Source organism: Mesorhizobium sp. WSM4809, assembly GCF_055811655.1.
On the sequence record NZ_JBVVQW010000010.1, the window covers coordinates 24,984 to 38,037 of the forward strand.

19 protein-coding genes are annotated in these 13,054 nt (G+C 62.5%); 9 read left to right on the forward strand and 10 right to left on the reverse strand.

From position 1 onward, the window contains the following. Nucleotides 1–107: 107 nt before the first annotated feature. From AC0L24_RS22620 to AC0L24_RS22630, 3 genes are all read left to right on the forward strand, one after another. Nucleotides 108–869, forward strand: coding sequence for a transglycosylase domain-containing protein (locus AC0L24_RS22620; protein ID WP_127271462.1), 762 nt, complete (start codon nt 108–110; stop codon nt 867–869). 140 nt (nt 870–1,009) lie between these two features. Next, complete coding sequence (gene rpmF / locus AC0L24_RS22625; protein WP_008834724.1) at nt 1,010–1,192, forward strand: 50S ribosomal protein L32; 183 nt, start codon at nt 1,010–1,012, stop codon at nt 1,190–1,192. A 245-nt stretch (nt 1,193–1,437) separates the two neighbouring features. Further along, nucleotides 1,438–1,839 carry a hypothetical protein gene (locus AC0L24_RS22630; RefSeq protein ID WP_023810946.1) on the forward strand — a complete coding sequence of 134 codons (402 nt, stop codon included), beginning with the start codon at nt 1,438–1,440 and terminating at the stop codon, nt 1,837–1,839. 265 nt (nt 1,840–2,104) lie between these two features. On the opposite strand, the gene AC0L24_RS22635 is transcribed toward AC0L24_RS22630, so the two are convergent. The 3 genes from AC0L24_RS22635 to AC0L24_RS22645 all read right to left on the reverse strand — a co-directional run bounded on the left by AC0L24_RS22635 (nt 2,105) and on the right by AC0L24_RS22645 (nt 3,520). Continuing rightward, nucleotides 2,105–2,536: a GlcG/HbpS family heme-binding protein gene (locus AC0L24_RS22635; protein ID WP_127396328.1), complete on the reverse strand. Its 432-nt coding sequence runs from the start codon at nt 2,534–2,536 to the stop codon at nt 2,105–2,107. Nucleotides 2,537–2,687: 151 nt separating this feature from the next. Further along, nucleotides 2,688–2,921 carry a hypothetical protein gene (locus tag AC0L24_RS22640; RefSeq protein WP_027037125.1) on the reverse strand — a complete coding sequence of 78 codons (234 nt, stop codon included), beginning with the start codon at nt 2,919–2,921 and terminating at the stop codon, nt 2,688–2,690. Between the two features lie 77 nt (nt 2,922–2,998). Beyond that, a complete protein-coding gene (locus AC0L24_RS22645) occupies nt 2,999–3,520 on the reverse strand; it encodes a winged helix-turn-helix transcriptional regulator (protein WP_127396327.1) in 522 nt (173 codons plus the stop codon). 100 nt (nt 3,521–3,620) lie between these two features. Here AC0L24_RS22645 and AC0L24_RS22650 point away from each other — a divergent pair, with 100 nt between their 5' ends. Then, entirely contained in the window at nt 3,621–4,451 is an 831-nt protein-coding gene (locus AC0L24_RS22650) for an alpha/beta fold hydrolase (protein ID WP_473564161.1), read from the forward strand. Nucleotides 4,452–4,557: 106 nt separating this feature from the next. After that, a complete protein-coding gene (locus AC0L24_RS22655) occupies nt 4,558–5,214 on the forward strand; it encodes a glutathione S-transferase family protein (protein ID WP_127396325.1) in 657 nt (218 codons plus the stop codon). Between the two features lie 6 nt (nt 5,215–5,220). On the opposite strand, the gene AC0L24_RS22660 is transcribed toward AC0L24_RS22655, so the two are convergent. Genes AC0L24_RS22660 through AC0L24_RS22670 form a run of 3 tightly spaced genes read right to left on the reverse strand, consistent with a single transcriptional unit; the run spans nt 5,221 to nt 7,048 of the window. Continuing rightward, nucleotides 5,221–5,484, reverse strand: a complete 264-nt coding sequence (locus AC0L24_RS22660) for an ArsR/SmtB family transcription factor (RefSeq protein WP_013529232.1) — start codon at nt 5,482–5,484, stop codon at nt 5,221–5,223. A 32-nt stretch (nt 5,485–5,516) separates the two neighbouring features. Further along, nucleotides 5,517–6,887 carry an MFS transporter gene (locus AC0L24_RS22665; RefSeq protein ID WP_348628944.1) on the reverse strand — a complete coding sequence of 457 codons (1,371 nt, stop codon included), beginning with the start codon at nt 6,885–6,887 and terminating at the stop codon, nt 5,517–5,519. Further along, entirely contained in the window at nt 6,854–7,048 is a 195-nt protein-coding gene (locus AC0L24_RS22670) for a DUF1192 domain-containing protein (RefSeq protein WP_023810953.1), read from the reverse strand. Before AC0L24_RS22670 ends, AC0L24_RS22665 begins: the two co-directional genes overlap by 34 nt. A gap of 123 nt (nt 7,049–7,171) precedes the next feature. On the opposite strand from AC0L24_RS22670, the gene AC0L24_RS22675 reads away from it, so the two are divergent. The 3 genes from AC0L24_RS22675 (at nt 7,172) to AC0L24_RS22685 (ending at nt 9,541) form a co-directional block, all read left to right on the forward strand. Further along, on the forward strand, nt 7,172–8,182 hold the full coding sequence (locus tag AC0L24_RS22675) for an NAD(P)H-quinone oxidoreductase (protein ID WP_127396323.1): 1,011 nt from the start codon (nt 7,172–7,174) through the stop codon (nt 8,180–8,182). 160 nt (nt 8,183–8,342) lie between these two features. After that, nucleotides 8,343–8,483 (forward strand): DUF1127 domain-containing protein, encoded by a 141-nt coding sequence (locus tag AC0L24_RS22680; protein ID WP_127396322.1) that lies wholly within the window; start codon nt 8,343–8,345, stop codon nt 8,481–8,483. A gap of 362 nt (nt 8,484–8,845) precedes the next feature. Next, entirely contained in the window at nt 8,846–9,541 is a 696-nt protein-coding gene (locus AC0L24_RS22685; RefSeq protein ID WP_023810957.1) for a DUF1013 domain-containing protein, read from the forward strand. A gap of 63 nt (nt 9,542–9,604) precedes the next feature. Here the strand turns inward: AC0L24_RS22685 and AC0L24_RS22690 are convergent, their stop codons facing one another. The 4 genes from AC0L24_RS22690 to AC0L24_RS22705 form a co-directional block, all read right to left on the reverse strand. After that, nucleotides 9,605–10,324: a helix-turn-helix transcriptional regulator gene (locus AC0L24_RS22690; RefSeq protein ID WP_127809070.1), complete on the reverse strand. Its 720-nt coding sequence runs from the start codon at nt 10,322–10,324 to the stop codon at nt 9,605–9,607. 128 nt (nt 10,325–10,452) lie between these two features. Next, the gene (locus tag AC0L24_RS22695) at nt 10,453–10,860 is read right to left on the reverse strand and encodes a hypothetical protein (protein WP_127809071.1); all 408 of its coding nucleotides are present in this window, start codon (nt 10,858–10,860) and stop codon (nt 10,453–10,455) included. Nucleotides 10,861–10,932: 72 nt separating this feature from the next. Continuing rightward, nucleotides 10,933–11,523, reverse strand: a complete 591-nt coding sequence (locus tag AC0L24_RS22700; RefSeq protein ID WP_127809072.1) for a DJ-1/PfpI family protein — start codon at nt 11,521–11,523, stop codon at nt 10,933–10,935. Between the two features lie 84 nt (nt 11,524–11,607). Next, nucleotides 11,608–11,775 carry a hypothetical protein gene (locus AC0L24_RS22705; protein WP_013529241.1) on the reverse strand — a complete coding sequence of 56 codons (168 nt, stop codon included), beginning with the start codon at nt 11,773–11,775 and terminating at the stop codon, nt 11,608–11,610. A 311-nt stretch (nt 11,776–12,086) separates the two neighbouring features. On the opposite strand from AC0L24_RS22705, the gene AC0L24_RS22710 reads away from it, so the two are divergent. Next, the gene (locus AC0L24_RS22710) at nt 12,087–13,034 is read left to right on the forward strand and encodes a ring-cleaving dioxygenase (protein WP_127396049.1); all 948 of its coding nucleotides are present in this window, start codon (nt 12,087–12,089) and stop codon (nt 13,032–13,034) included. Nucleotides 13,035–13,054 lie beyond the last annotated feature (20 nt).

Here is a 13,054-nt window from a genome sequence, read left to right on the forward strand (position 1 = left end):
TGCGCTTCCGGTGCTTGCGTACTCTAATGTACGCTCCGCTCCGGTTCTCGAAAACACCGTCACATGACTCACAGGAGCGCGTTTCAAAACGAGCTCTCTGGCACGGGTTGGGCGGCTTGGCGGAACCGATCGTCGATCATGAAACCGAAAAGCTGGACATGGCGACGAGATCGCGAGGCGTAAATCGCCGGGGTCTCAAACGCTGGGTCCGGCGCGGCATCGTCGTGGCCGCGGTGCTGGCTTTGATTCCGGTCGTGCTGACCTTTCTCTACCTGCCGTTCTTCGTGCATCCTGTCTCGACGCTGATGTTGAAGGACCTGGCGACGTTCTCCGGTTACGACCGCCGCTGGGTATCGATCGACGACGTGTCGCCGGTGCTGGCCAATTCCGTCATCATGTCGGAGGATGGGCAGTTCTGCTTTCATCGTGGCGTCGATCTCGGCGAGCTGAGAGGCGTCGTCGACGACGCGTTGGCCGGCGAAGCGACGCGCGGTGCCTCGACCATCACCATGCAGACGGTAAAGAACCTGTTTCTGTGGTCGCGGCCGCTGGGCTCGGTGCGCAAGGTGGTCGAATTGCCGCTGGCCGTCTATTTCGATGCGGTGATGTCGAAACGGCGCATCATGGAAATCTACCTCAACATCGCCGAGTGGGGCCCGGGCATCTACGGCATCGAGGCCGCGGCACAGCACCATTTCGGCGTTTCGGCAAAACAGCTGTCGCGACGGCAGGCCGCCTTGCTTGCGGTTTCCTTGCCAAATCCGATCGCCCGCAATCCGGCCAAACCCGGGCCTGGCTTGAGGCGGCTCGCCAATCTGATCGAGCGGCGCGCCGGCCGCTCCGGCGCCTATGTCGGTTGTCTCCGCTAGCCGATCCAAAAAAATTCGCGCCAGTGCTGGCCAAAACGGCACAGGGCGTGTATAGGCACCCGACTTTCTCAGATTTAGGCCCCGACATGGCCCTTTCACGAGGGCGGGCGGGGCTTTTGACCATGTAGTGGAGCATATCCATGGCCGTTCCGAAACGTAAAACCTCTCCGTCCAAGCGCGGCATGCGCCGCTCGGCCGACGCCCTCAAGGCCCCGACCTATGTCGAGGACAAGAATTCCGGCGAAATGCGCCGTCCGCATCACATCGACTTGAAGACCGGCATGTATCGCGGTCGTCAGGTGTTGACGCCCAAGGAAAGCTGAGACCAGCTTTTTCAAAGGTTTGAATTTCCATAAGGACCGGCCGGTGGCTGGTCCTTTTGCGTTTGAGCCGGCCGGCAGCGCATTTCGAGGCGTGCACCGCAGGCGTTGCAAATCCTTCGGCCGGCAACCGGCTGACATGGTTGTTGCGTGCGGTCTTCGACCGTGTTCAACGCTGCCATCGAAACATCTTGACGGCGTGCCTGTGGCGCATTCTACAAAGGATTGCCCCCACATGGAGACGCCAGATGTTCGGTGCCATTCCGCTGCTGATCGTGCCTTTCGTGCTCTACAACCTCGGACTGTTGGGAATTTTCGGCAGTGGTGACGATCCTTGGGCGAGCGAGGTCTTCTCCTTCAGTATGATGTCGGGCGGCGTGTTCTCGATGACGCTGGGCGACCTGATGATACTGATCGGGCTGGTCTTCCTGTTCCTCGAAATGGCGAAGTCGGTGCGCACGACCAACGCCTCGATCATGGACCATCTTCTGTCGACGCTGGTGTTCGTGGCCTTCCTGGTCGAGTTCCTGCTGGTGAAGGGCGCGGCCCATTCCGTCTTCTTCACGCTGATGGTCATCGCGCTGTTCGACGTGCTGGCCGGATTCGCAGTGTCGATGCGATCGGCCAGCCGAGACATCAATCTGAATTAGGTCCCCAGCGCGGAAGGCGGAAGTTTGACGGGCGCTTGCGCTGACAGTTGTCGGAAACGCCCGTAACGTCGTCATCCTGGGGCGTAGCAAGGAGCGTAGCGACGCGGCCCAGACCCCAGGATCCATGCCGCGACACGTGAGCGTTTCAGCGGTCCAGAATTCTGCTCCGCTGCACTCTACGGCTGATGTTACGGAATGGATCCTCGGGTCTCCGCGACGGAGCTTCGCTCCTGCTCCGCCCGTGGATGACGAAGTTCCCCGACGCTCAGCCCGGATCGGCGGTGAAGCCGGCGGCCTCGATGCCGGCGATGGCCGCGGCTTCGTCATTGTCCGAGGTGTCGCCGGAAATGCCGACGGCGCCGATGATAGCGCCAGTCTTGTCGCGGATCAGCACGCCGCCGACGACCGGCAGCACGCGTCCGCCAGAGACGTCCGAGATGCCGGCGACGAGGTGCGGGCGCTCCTTGGCGAAAGCCTCGACTTTGCGCGAGCCCATGCCGATGGCGAGCGCACCAAAGGCCTTGCCGGCCGACATTTGCGGGCGCAGGAACGAGGCGCCGTCCTGGCGCTGGAAGGCGACCAGATGCCCGCCGGCGTCGAGCACCGAGACGCCAAGCGGCTTAAGCTTGAGATCGGAGCCCTTGGCAAAGGCGGCATCGATGATTTGCCTGGCTTTTTCGAGCGGCAGTGCGGTCATGGCGGTCTCCTGTCTGAAAGGCGTCGATCATCGACCGTCGACGGGCGAGATAACATCCCGGTTTCGGTTGAAATTGCTTCGCGTGAAAAGGTCGGATGGAAGCGACCGTCACAGCCTCCCGGATAGGAGTTGGTGCCTGTGCGGCTTCGGGTTATTTTTTCTTGGCGCGGGCCGGCTTCTTGGCAGGTTCCGCCGGCGCGTTGGCGAGGTCTTCGGCTTCCTTGGCGAGACGCAGCGCCCGCAGCTTGTTGGTCTTGGCCTGGCGGGCGTCGCTCTCGGCGACGTATTCGGCCATCGCCTTCTGGCGGACGGTTGCCGCCTCTTCCTGCTTCTTGAAGCGCAGGTCGGCGCGTGCGCGGGCAGCATCCCGAGAGTTCTCAACCAAGACCTTATCCAATCCCGTGAATTGTGATTTTCCGCTTCTTCTAGCAGAGCCGGGCCCCAAACGGGAAAATAAGTTGGTCAAGCGGCAGAGTCGGCGGCGAGAGCCTTGCTGGCAACCAGGGCTTCATAGGCGGCCTGCAAGGTGGCGCGGACAGAAGGACCCGACGCGGTATCGAGCGGCTTGCCGAGATGTTCATGGCGCAACTCGTCCATGAATTTGTCCCACATCGGCGGTCCGCCCTTTTCCAGAAGTTCGGCGCGGATCGAGAGTTCTTCGCTGACCGGCAGCCAGACGCGGCCCCAGGCGCCGAGATGGGCCAGGATCGGCACCAGCGTGATCGCCATTTCGGTCAGGCTGTAGATCGCCTTCTGCTTGTGCGAGGGGTCGTCGGCTTTGGTCAGCATGCCCAGTTCCATCAGCCGCTTCAGCCGGTCGGCGAGGATGTTGGAGGCGATGCCTTCCATCGATCCGTTGAGCAGCTCGCGAAAATGACGCCTGCCGCCGAAGATCATGTCGCGAAGGATGATCAGGCTCCAGCGATCGCCGAACACTTCCAGCGACAGGTTGATCGGACACCCGGACCGGCGATCCATACTCATGAGATTGTTTCTCCAAAACCGGTTGCATTATCGTATCGGTTTTATTATCGTGCAACCGATTGCAAAATGCAATCAGTATTGCAGGAGAGGAGGCCGCACCGTGACGACGACCGAACGCCCCGAAATCATATCCGAAACCTTTGGCGATCCGGCGAACCCGCCGCTGTTGCTGATCATGGGAGCGATGGCCTCGATGCTGTGGTGGCCGGAGGCGTTTCGCCGGGAACTGGCCGATGCCGGCCTGTTCGTGATCCGCTACGACAATCGCGATACCGGCCGTTCGACCAAATACAAGCCGGGAGAGCCGCCCTACACGTTCGATGATATGGCCGACGATGCAATGCGCGTTCTCGACGACCACGGTATCGGCAAGGCGAATCTCGTCGGCATGTCGATGGGCGGCATGATCGCGCAGCTTGTGGCGTTGGAACACCCGTCCCGTGTCGCATCGCTGACCGTCATCAGCAGCACGCCCGTGGGAACCGACACTTCGCACCTGCCGCAGACGAGCGATGCCTATATCGAGCATTCGGCCGAGGGCGTCAAAGTCGATTGGTCGGACCGTGGCCAGGTGGTCGATTTCATCGTCAGGGACGCGCGGGCGATCGCCAGCATCGCGCACCCATTCGACGAAGCCCGGATGCGTGCCTTCGTCGAGCAAGACTACGACCGCTCCGGCGGCTTCCTGAGCGCCACCAACCATTTCATGCTCAGGGGCGGCGACGCGTGGAAAGGCCGCCTGCACGAGATCGCGTCGCCGCTGCTGGTCATCCACGGCACGGCCGATCCGGTCTTTCCGGTCGAACATGGCAAGGCGCTGGCCAAGGCGGTCACCGGCGCGAAAATCATCCGGATCGAAGGTGGCGGCCACGAGCTGCATCCAAACGACTGGGATATGATTGTTGCCGGCATCGTCGCCCACGCCGCTTGAAGCGGCAAAAGCAGGTCTTGACGAGCAATGCTTGCCGCAGTGTTTAACCTATGACGAGCGTGCCCGGCGCCGGCCACCGATAAACCAGGAAACAGGCGAGCAAAAAATGTCCCTGACGCTTCATTTCCATCCGCTGGCCTCCTTCTGCTGGAAGCCGCTGATCGCGCTGTACGAGAACGCCACGCCGTTCACGCCTGTCATCGTCGATCTTGGCGATGCTCAGTCGCGCGCGGCCTTCCTGAAGATTTCGCCGGCCGGCAAGATGCCGGCGCTGCGCGACGATGCGCGCAACCGCACGGTGCTGGAATCGACCATCGTTGTCGAATATCTGGCCGCGCATTATCCGGGGCCAGTCGACCTCGTTCCCGCCGACATCGACCTGGCGCTGGCCGTTCGCCAAGCCGACCGCTTCTATGATTTCTATGTGCAGGAGCCGATGCAGAAGATCGTCGGCGATCGGTTGCGGCCGCAGGACAAGACTGACCCGTTCGGCGTCGAGCAGGCCTGCGACCAGCTTCGCAATTCCTATGCCATCATCGAACAAGACATGCAGTCGAAGATCTGGGCGATGGGCGACACCTTCACCATGGCCGATTGCGCGGCGTCCCCGGCGCTGTTCTATGCCAACAAGGTCGAGCCGTTCGGCGACGAGTATCGGGCTGTGAAGCGCTATCACGACTGCCTGCTGCAGCGCCCCGCCTTCGCCCGGGTGATCGAGGAGGCGAAGCCCTACTTCAAGTTCTTCCCCTACAACAACGGTTGATCGGGGTTAGGCTTCCCAGAACTGATCGAGCCAGATGTTGAGTTTGAGGAAGCCAGTGCCGCTTACCGTATAGACGCGCCTTGTTCCTTCCGGCTTGGCGTGGACCAGCCCGGCATCGAGCAGCACTTTTAGATGCTGCGAAACAGCCGGGCGCGACACCGGCAAGCCGGCGGCCAGTTCGGTGACGGTTTTCGGGCCGCGGCGAAGTTCTTCCAGAAGATGGCGCCGATTGGGATCGGCAATCGCCATGAAGGCGTCGGAAAACATCATGCCTGTATTAGTGAGGCAAAGCCTTTCGAATCTCAACCGTCTGCTTCTGCTTTTCTTCTGGGATCGAGCCGCAATGCTTCCGGGGTGACCGAACGGTCGGCCGGCTGCGTCTTGAAGGCATCACGATCGCCGATCGGCACCGGCGCGCGGCGGCTGATGCGCAGCAGCGTGTAGCCCGCCAGGCAGAGATGCGCCAAGGCGGTCGCCAGGAACAGACCTTCCGGGCGCATCCAGCCCATCAAAGCGGCGGCGAGCAAGGGTCCAATCATCGTGCCGAAGCCGTAGAGCAGCAACAGCCCGCCAGATACCTTGACGAAATCCTCCGAGCGCGCGTGGTCGTTGGCATGCGCCACGGCAATCGAATAGAGCGTGTAGGCGAAGGCGCCATAGGCGGCAGTGAAGACGATGACGAAGACGCCGGAGCGCGGCTCGAACAGAAAGATCAAGAGCGCGAACAAAGCCCCGCCGAAAGCCGCCCCCGCCAGCACGAAACGGCGGTCGGTCTTGTCGGAGAGACGCCCGGCCGGAAGCTGCATGGCGGCACCGGCAACGACCACAAGGCTCATCATCAGGGCGATCTCGGCCGTGGAAATGCCGATGCGGGCGCCATAGACGGCGCCAAGCGTGCCCCAGGCGCCGTTGGCGATGCCGATCAACACGCAAGCGACCGCCGACACCGGCGAATTGGCATAAAGGCCTCTGACATCAAGTGAGACATCCTGCAGCGGCTTGGGGTGCGAGGCGGTCGAGACCGCCGTCGGAATGAGCGAGAGGCAAAACAGGATGCCGGTGATCATGAACAGCGACGCGGACTTCACGTCGCCGCCGGCGACGATCATCTGCCCGCCCATGATCGAGGCATAGGTGACCATCATGTAGAGGCCGAAGACGGTGCCGCGGTTCTCGTTGGTGGCCTTCTCGTTCAGCCAGCTTTCGATGACCATAAAGGCACCGGCCATGGTGAAGCCGGTGAAGGCGCGCAGCAGGATCCAGACATATTCGTCGATGATCAGCCCGGTCAGTAGCGCCACGATGGCGCCGGATGCGGCAAAGGCGCCAAAGGCGCGAACGTGGCCTGCGCGGCGCACGATGCGCGGTGCGAAGAAGCAGCCGGTGACGAAGCCGCCGGCCCATGCCGTGCCCATCAGGCCGAGCGATGCGGTCGAGAAACCTTCCAGTTGACCGCGCAGGGGCAAGAGCAGTCCATGCAATCCAGATGCCGCGAGCAGGAAAGCGGTGCCGCGAAGCAGCGAGAGGATCGGTCGGTAGGTTGCGAACATTGTTTGATCCGGCTCAGGTTTGGCGGGGACGCTGGGTCTGAAGACAGCCGCATTCGGGCTTTTCGGCGGCGGGCTTTGCGCCAGCGCGCCTATCCGCGGCGGAACAGTGCTTCGGCCGCGGATTTGGTGGTGTCCTTGGCCTTGAGTTCGGCTTCCAGGCGGGCAATTTCGTCGCGCAGTATGCCGATCCGCTCGGTCAAGTCGCTGACGGAAAGCAGTGACAGGTCCTGCCCGATCTCGTGCGGGCGTGCCTTCTTCTTGGGTTCGTCGTCGAAGATCGCCATCGTCGCTCCTCCTCCGCCAAGACCAGATTGGCCATTTGCCTGATTTGGCAATCAGCATACATAGGGCAGGGGCGTCGATGCAAACAGCCGATCGGATAACGGCGAGGAAAGACGGGAAATCTCATGGCGAGCGGACAGAAAATTCCGGCAAGGATGACGGCCATCGCGATCTCGGAGCCGGGTGGCCCTCGGGTCCTGAAGCCGGAAACACGCGACGTGCCGCAGCCCGGCCCCGGCGAGATCCTGATCAAGGTGCATGCCGCCGGCGTCAACCGGCCCGATATCCAGCAGCGCAAGGGCGCCTATCCGCCGCCGCCCGGCGCGTCGGACCTGCCGGGCCTCGAGGCGTCGGGCGAAGTGGCGGCCCTTGGCGACGACATATCGCGCTGGCGCATTGGCGACCGCGTCTGCGCGCTGACGCCCGGCGGCGGCTATGCCGAATATGTCAAGGTGCATGCCGGGAGCGTGCTGCCGTTGCCCGCCGGCTTCACCCATACCGAAGCCGCGGCGGTGCCGGAGAATTACTTCACCGTCTGGCACAATGTGTTCGAGCGTGGCGCCCTCAAGAAAGGCGAGACGCTGCTCGTCCATGGCGGCTCGTCCGGCATCGGCACGACGGCAATCCAGCTTGCCTCGGCCTTTGGCGCCTATGTCATCACCACTGCGGGCAGCAAGGAGAAATGCGACGCCTGCCTGAAGCTCGGCGCAGACCGGGCGATCAACTATCGCGAGGAGGATTTCGTCGCCGCGGTCAAGGAGGCAACGGGGGGCAAGGGCGCCAATGTCATCCTCGACATGGTCGGCGGCGACTATGTGGGGCGTAACTACGAGGCCGCTGCGGTTGAGGGTCGGATCGTCCAGATCGCCGTGCAGGCCGGCGCTGTCGCAAGCGCGGATTTTTCGAAAATCATGGTCAAGCGGCTTACCCACACCGGGTCGACGCTGAGGCCGCGCACCGTCGAGTTCAAGGCGGCGATCGGGGCGGCGCTGGAAGCGCAGGTGTGGCCGTTGCTCGGCACGCGCAAGGTTGCTCCTGTCATGGACATGATCTTCCCGCTCAGCGAAGCCTGGCGGGCGCATGAGCGGATGGAGGACGGCGAACACATCGGCAAGATCGTGCTCGACGTCGGCTGACAGCGAGCGAGGTCAGCGCCTCGCTGCCTACAAGATGAACAGAAGCTTAATGCTGCAATGCAGCATTTGCATCATTGCTATGCAAAATCAGCCATTCAAGTCCTCGTCGATGACGCCTATTTGAGCACCATCGAAACGAACATCAATTTGGAGGACTACCATGAACCCGATCCGCGCTTTCCGTAACTGGCGTATGTACACCGAGACCGTCCGCGAACTGAACCGTCTCAACGCACGTCAGCTCAGCGATCTCGGCATCAACCGCGCTGACATCGAAATGATCGCCCGCAAGGCCATCTGATTTGAGCATGGTTTGCTCCAAGGAGCGGACCATGCCGTAGAAGCAAGAGCCGAAGCAGACGGTTTTGCCGTCGCCGGTTCCGAGCCCGCTGGACCCAGTCCGGCGGGTTTTGTCTTTTTTGGCCAGTAGTACCGAGCATGGCTCGACAGCGCTCCGCGGTTGACCTCAACTCTCCGCATGGCATTTGGATCATGCGCACACTCGGCCCGGCCTACTGCAATGGCGCGAGCGTTGTCCGCCGGCCGCTTCCAAAAACGTTGCGAAACGACCCGAGAGCGGTTATACAGACCGCGAATTTCCCATTTTGGTGGCTCTAAACCACCGCCCGCGCGGGAACGCGGGCGAACGAGAAGGATTTGTAAATGGCCAATACGCTGCTGATGCCCAAGGCGACCGCTGTCTGGCTGGTCGACAACACCGCACTTTCCTTCGAGCAGATCGCGCAGTTCTGCGGGCTGCACCCGCTCGAGGTCAAGGCAATCGCCGACGGTGAATCGGCGCAAGGCATCAAGGGCATGGACCCGATCATGACCGGACAGCTGACCCGCGACGAGATCGCCCGTGCCGAGAAGGATCCGAACCAGCGCCTGAAGCTTTCGGACCCCAAGGTGCGGGTGCCTGAATCCAAGCGCAAGGGTCCGCGCTACACGCCGCTGTCGAAGCGCCAGGACCGGCCGAACGCGATTCTGTGGCTGGTGCGCAACCATCCCGAGCTCAAGGATGCGCAGATCTCGCGTCTCGTCGGCACCACCAAGTCGACGATCGAACAGATACGCGAGCGCAAGCACTGGAATTCGGCCAATCTGCAGCCGATGGACCCGGTGACGCTGGGCCTCGCATCGCAGATCGACCTCGACATGGAAGTCAATCGCGCCTCGCGCGGCCGCGAACAGGCGCAGCCGGTCGGCGACACGCTGCTGCCGGCGGCCCTGACCGAGCGGCTGGTGCCGGCTCCCGAGAAGCCGAAGGACGAGGATGCCGAACTCGACGCCAACGCCGTGTTCGCCAAGCTCTCGGCCTTGAAGTCGAAGAACACGGACAATGACGACGACGAGTGAGATTGTCTGATATTCCAAGAAAAAAAGCCCGCTTCGAGCGGGCTTTTTTATGGGGTCAACAACTCAGCTGCGCGCAGCGCGATCCGGCGCCATGCCATAGTCCTCGCTGCGTTCCACCGCGCGGTAGAAGTCGGCAAGCTGCTTGCCGCGCTCCGGCTTGAAGATGCGGCCGGCGATGACCACGGAGGCGATGCGATCGATGCGGAAGGCGCGAAAATCGTCGCGCATCTCGCACCAGGCGACCAGCGTCCACACCTTGCCCCAAAACCACAGACCGAGCGGGCGGATATCGCGGGCGGTGCCGCGGCCGGCCTCGTCGGAATAGTCGATGGTCAGCACCTGGCGTTTTTCGACCGCGCGCTCGATCAGGTCGATCGCCTCGCGGGCGGCGTCGCTGACCACCCACATCGGTGTGTGGATCTCGGTGCGGGCGATGCGGTCTTTCTCGGCATCGGGCAATACGGCGCCGATCTTGACCAGCGCCTCGTCGGCGGCCCTCGCCATGGCGGCACCGCCAAAGGCGCGCACCATGCGGGCGCCGGCGACCAGCGCGACGATCTCGTCACGCGTGAACATCAGCGGCGGAAGGTCGAAACCCTCCCTCATCATGTAGCCAACGCCGGCCTCGCCGTCGATCGGCACCCCGGTCGATTGCAAGTCGGCAATGTCGCGATAGATGGTTCGCTCGGAAACCTCGAGCCACGTGCCGAGCTTGTGGGCGGTGACCAGTCGGCCACCGCGCAGATGCTGCACGATCTGGAAGAGCCTGTCGGCGCGGCGCATCGTATGGTCCCTCGGCGTTGTCTCTATGCATGTCGCCCAAAACTGATGTCCACTTTTGGACGGCACGGCCTCGTGTTTTCGCGCATGCCGTTATCCCAAAACCGCAGAACACTTTTGGGCGGCGTGCCTCATGGTTTCAGCCCTTCGCGCTTGCGCTGCGCGGCGACGAACTCCGCGCCGAAGGACAGTTTCTTCGTCGTCGGTGTTTTCGCATCGAGCACGCGCCAGAACGGTGCCACGTCACTCAGCGCCATGCCGCGCTGGAGGTCCTGGTTGGCGGCTTCGGCAACAGTGCGCAGATGATAGCCTATGGTGACCGGGCATGTCACTTCGGCGCCATGCTGGATGGCAAGTGCTGTCCGTAGCGCACGCACATCCATCTCGATGCCTTCGGGAATCGAGCGGATGAAATCATCAACCTGGCGCGCCGTCGGCACCAGCATAGGCTGGCCTTCGACGACATCGGCCATCGTGCGCGGCGTTGGCTTCACGCCGTTGATGCCTGGTGTGCTCAGTCTGTCGTTCCAACTCTTCATCGATCGTCCTTTGACGCCAATGCGCGGTGTCCGAAGCTGGCACCATTGCACGGCCCTCCTGACAGCATACTGTCAGGAGCCTTCAGCATATTCCTTGGCAAACAGTGTCCGCATCCGCGCGAGATCGCCGCCTCTTTCGGGGTAGAGCGTCTTCAGAAAGGCGAGTGCGAAGGTGCCTGGTGCCGAACCTGGCGCGGAAACAATTTTGCCGTCGGCTACGGCATGCGGCACATCCTGGTAGTTCTCGGCACCGGCATAACCGGCCTCATGACCATTGATCCAGTCGCGGCCATTGCTGGTATGCCTGGTCTTCTCGAACAGGCCGGCTCGGGCCAGCGCCAGCGTGCCGGCGCAGATACCGCCGACCACACCGCCGCGCGATGCAATGGCTGCAAGCAGGTCGCCTACATCAGGCGGTGCCTTGCCCGTCCACTGGTCGGAACCAATGACGGCAATGGCATCTAGATCGGCATTCTCGCTGGCGCCTGTTGAGCGATCGGGGATCAGCCGAAAGCCGCTGATCCCGGTCACCTGCTTGCCATCCGGTGTCAGCGACATGGCACGGGCACCGAACCATTCGACTGCCGAGGCCGCCAGCAGCCCATACTCCCAGTCGGCAAAACCTTCGATGAAAAGGGAACCGATCGTCTTCTGTTCGGGCATAAGCTCGCTCCCATCCTCGCGCACCGGACCTGTTATCTGGGCGTTGACGCGCCGACATCCAATCGCCGGGTCGAAAAATTGGCTTCAATTGCCGCGAGGGCCACGGTCCGCATACATGTCCGGCCAGCCGATATCCTTACGAATGTCCGCCGGCAGCGAGTTCATGAACCGCTGGGTGCGGATCTCGTTGCGCATCGTGCGGATCTTGCCGACATAGTGCTGCATGCCGCGCAGAATGGTATAACCGTTCATGGCTAGTCTCCTCTCTCTGTGTAGAGGCACTATCGCATACCCCTCCTGACAGCAGTCTGTCAGGAGGATGGCAGGGGGCGAACAATAGTTCCGGACAGTGCGCGCGCCGCAGGCAAGGCATCGCTTCTCGCCGCATCGACCGGTGCCTCAAGGCAGGTTTGCGACTTCCGATTGTTCATAGAGACGGCGTTGTATTCGGTGCCGCTGTTCAGCTTCCGGCGACGGACTGTCGGGATACGCGGCCTTCAGCGAGGTGACCGCAGGTCTGATATGAAGGGAGAAAATTTTTCCCCAACAGCAGGGAGACGACCATGAGCTTGCAACTGACAGGTATCCACCATCTGACCGCCATCACCGCCAATGCGCCCGGCAATCTTCATTTCTACACCAAGGTGCTGGGTCTGCGGCTGGTCAAGAAGACCGTAAACCAGGACGACACCTCGGCCTACCACCTCTTCTATGCCGACGGCGAAGCGACGCCGGGCACCGACCTTACCTTCTTCGACTGGCCGGTCGGCCGCGAGCGGCGCGGCACGCACAGCATCGTGCGGGCCAGCCTCAGGGTCGGCAACCGGGAGAGCCTTGCCTGGTGGAAGCAACACTTGACCGACGAAGGCCTGGCAACAGGAGAGATCGCCGACATCGGCGGTTATGCGTCACTGGACTTCGAAGATCCCGAGGGCCAGCGTCTGCGCCTGGTCAGCGATGGCGGCAAGGGCGGCAGCCATCCCTGGGCGCAAAGCCCGGTACCGGTCGAGCACCAGATACGCGGGCTCGGGCCGATCGTCATCAGCGTTCCCGACATCACCAACACCGAGGCGGTGGTGACCAAGGTGATGAACATGCGCAAGGCGCGCGACTATGCCTCGCCGGAGGGGGAGGTTCACGTCTTCGAAATGGGCGAGGGCGGGCCGGCGGCGGAGCTGCATGTCCTGGTGCAGCCGGGACTGGCGCCGGCACGGCAAGGCGCGGGTGCGGTTCACCATGTCGCCTTCAGGGCGCCGGACCAGGAGACGCTGCATCAATGGACGGCGCGGCTGGCCGAGTTTCGGCTGCCGTCGAGCGGCGAGGTCGAGCGCTATTATTTCCGTTCTCTCTATTTCCGCGAGCCGAACGGCATCCTGTTCGAGATCGCCACCGATGGACCGGGGTTCACCGCCGACGAGCCGCTGGAAACACTGGGGGAAAGTCTTGCCCTGCCGCCATTCCTCGAACCGAAGCGCGCTTCGATCGAGGCCGGCCTCAAGCCGCTGAAGTAGATCGTTTGCCACCGGCAGGC

Coding starts and splice junctions, on each gene's coding strand:
- rpmF (WP_008834724.1), top strand. CDS start 1,010: ATGGCCGTTCCGAAACGTAAAACCTCTCCGTCCAAGCGCGGCATGCGC.
- AC0L24_RS22630 (WP_023810946.1), top strand. CDS start 1,438: ATGTTCGGTGCCATTCCGCTGCTGATCGTGCCTTTCGTGCTCTACAAC.
- AC0L24_RS22635 (WP_127396328.1), bottom strand. CDS start 2,536: ATGACCGCACTGCCGCTCGAAAAAGCCAGGCAAATCATCGATGCCGCC.
- AC0L24_RS22645 (WP_127396327.1), bottom strand. CDS start 3,520: ATGAGTATGGATCGCCGGTCCGGGTGTCCGATCAACCTGTCGCTGGAA.
- AC0L24_RS22655 (WP_127396325.1), top strand. CDS start 4,558: ATGTCCCTGACGCTTCATTTCCATCCGCTGGCCTCCTTCTGCTGGAAG.
- AC0L24_RS22660 (WP_013529232.1), bottom strand. CDS start 5,484: ATGATGTTTTCCGACGCCTTCATGGCGATTGCCGATCCCAATCGGCGC.
- AC0L24_RS22670 (WP_023810953.1), bottom strand. CDS start 7,048: ATGGCGATCTTCGACGACGAACCCAAGAAGAAGGCACGCCCGCACGAG.
- AC0L24_RS22675 (WP_127396323.1), top strand. CDS start 7,172: ATGGCGAGCGGACAGAAAATTCCGGCAAGGATGACGGCCATCGCGATC.
- AC0L24_RS22680 (WP_127396322.1), top strand. CDS start 8,343: ATGAACCCGATCCGCGCTTTCCGTAACTGGCGTATGTACACCGAGACC.
- AC0L24_RS22685 (WP_023810957.1), top strand. CDS start 8,846: ATGGCCAATACGCTGCTGATGCCCAAGGCGACCGCTGTCTGGCTGGTC.
- AC0L24_RS22690 (WP_127809070.1), bottom strand. CDS start 10,324: ATGCGCCGCGCCGACAGGCTCTTCCAGATCGTGCAGCATCTGCGCGGT.
- AC0L24_RS22695 (WP_127809071.1), bottom strand. CDS start 10,860: ATGAAGAGTTGGAACGACAGACTGAGCACACCAGGCATCAACGGCGTG.
- AC0L24_RS22700 (WP_127809072.1), bottom strand. CDS start 11,523: ATGCCCGAACAGAAGACGATCGGTTCCCTTTTCATCGAAGGTTTTGCC.
- AC0L24_RS22705 (WP_013529241.1), bottom strand. CDS start 11,775: ATGAACGGTTATACCATTCTGCGCGGCATGCAGCACTATGTCGGCAAG.
- AC0L24_RS22710 (WP_127396049.1), top strand. CDS start 12,087: ATGAGCTTGCAACTGACAGGTATCCACCATCTGACCGCCATCACCGCC.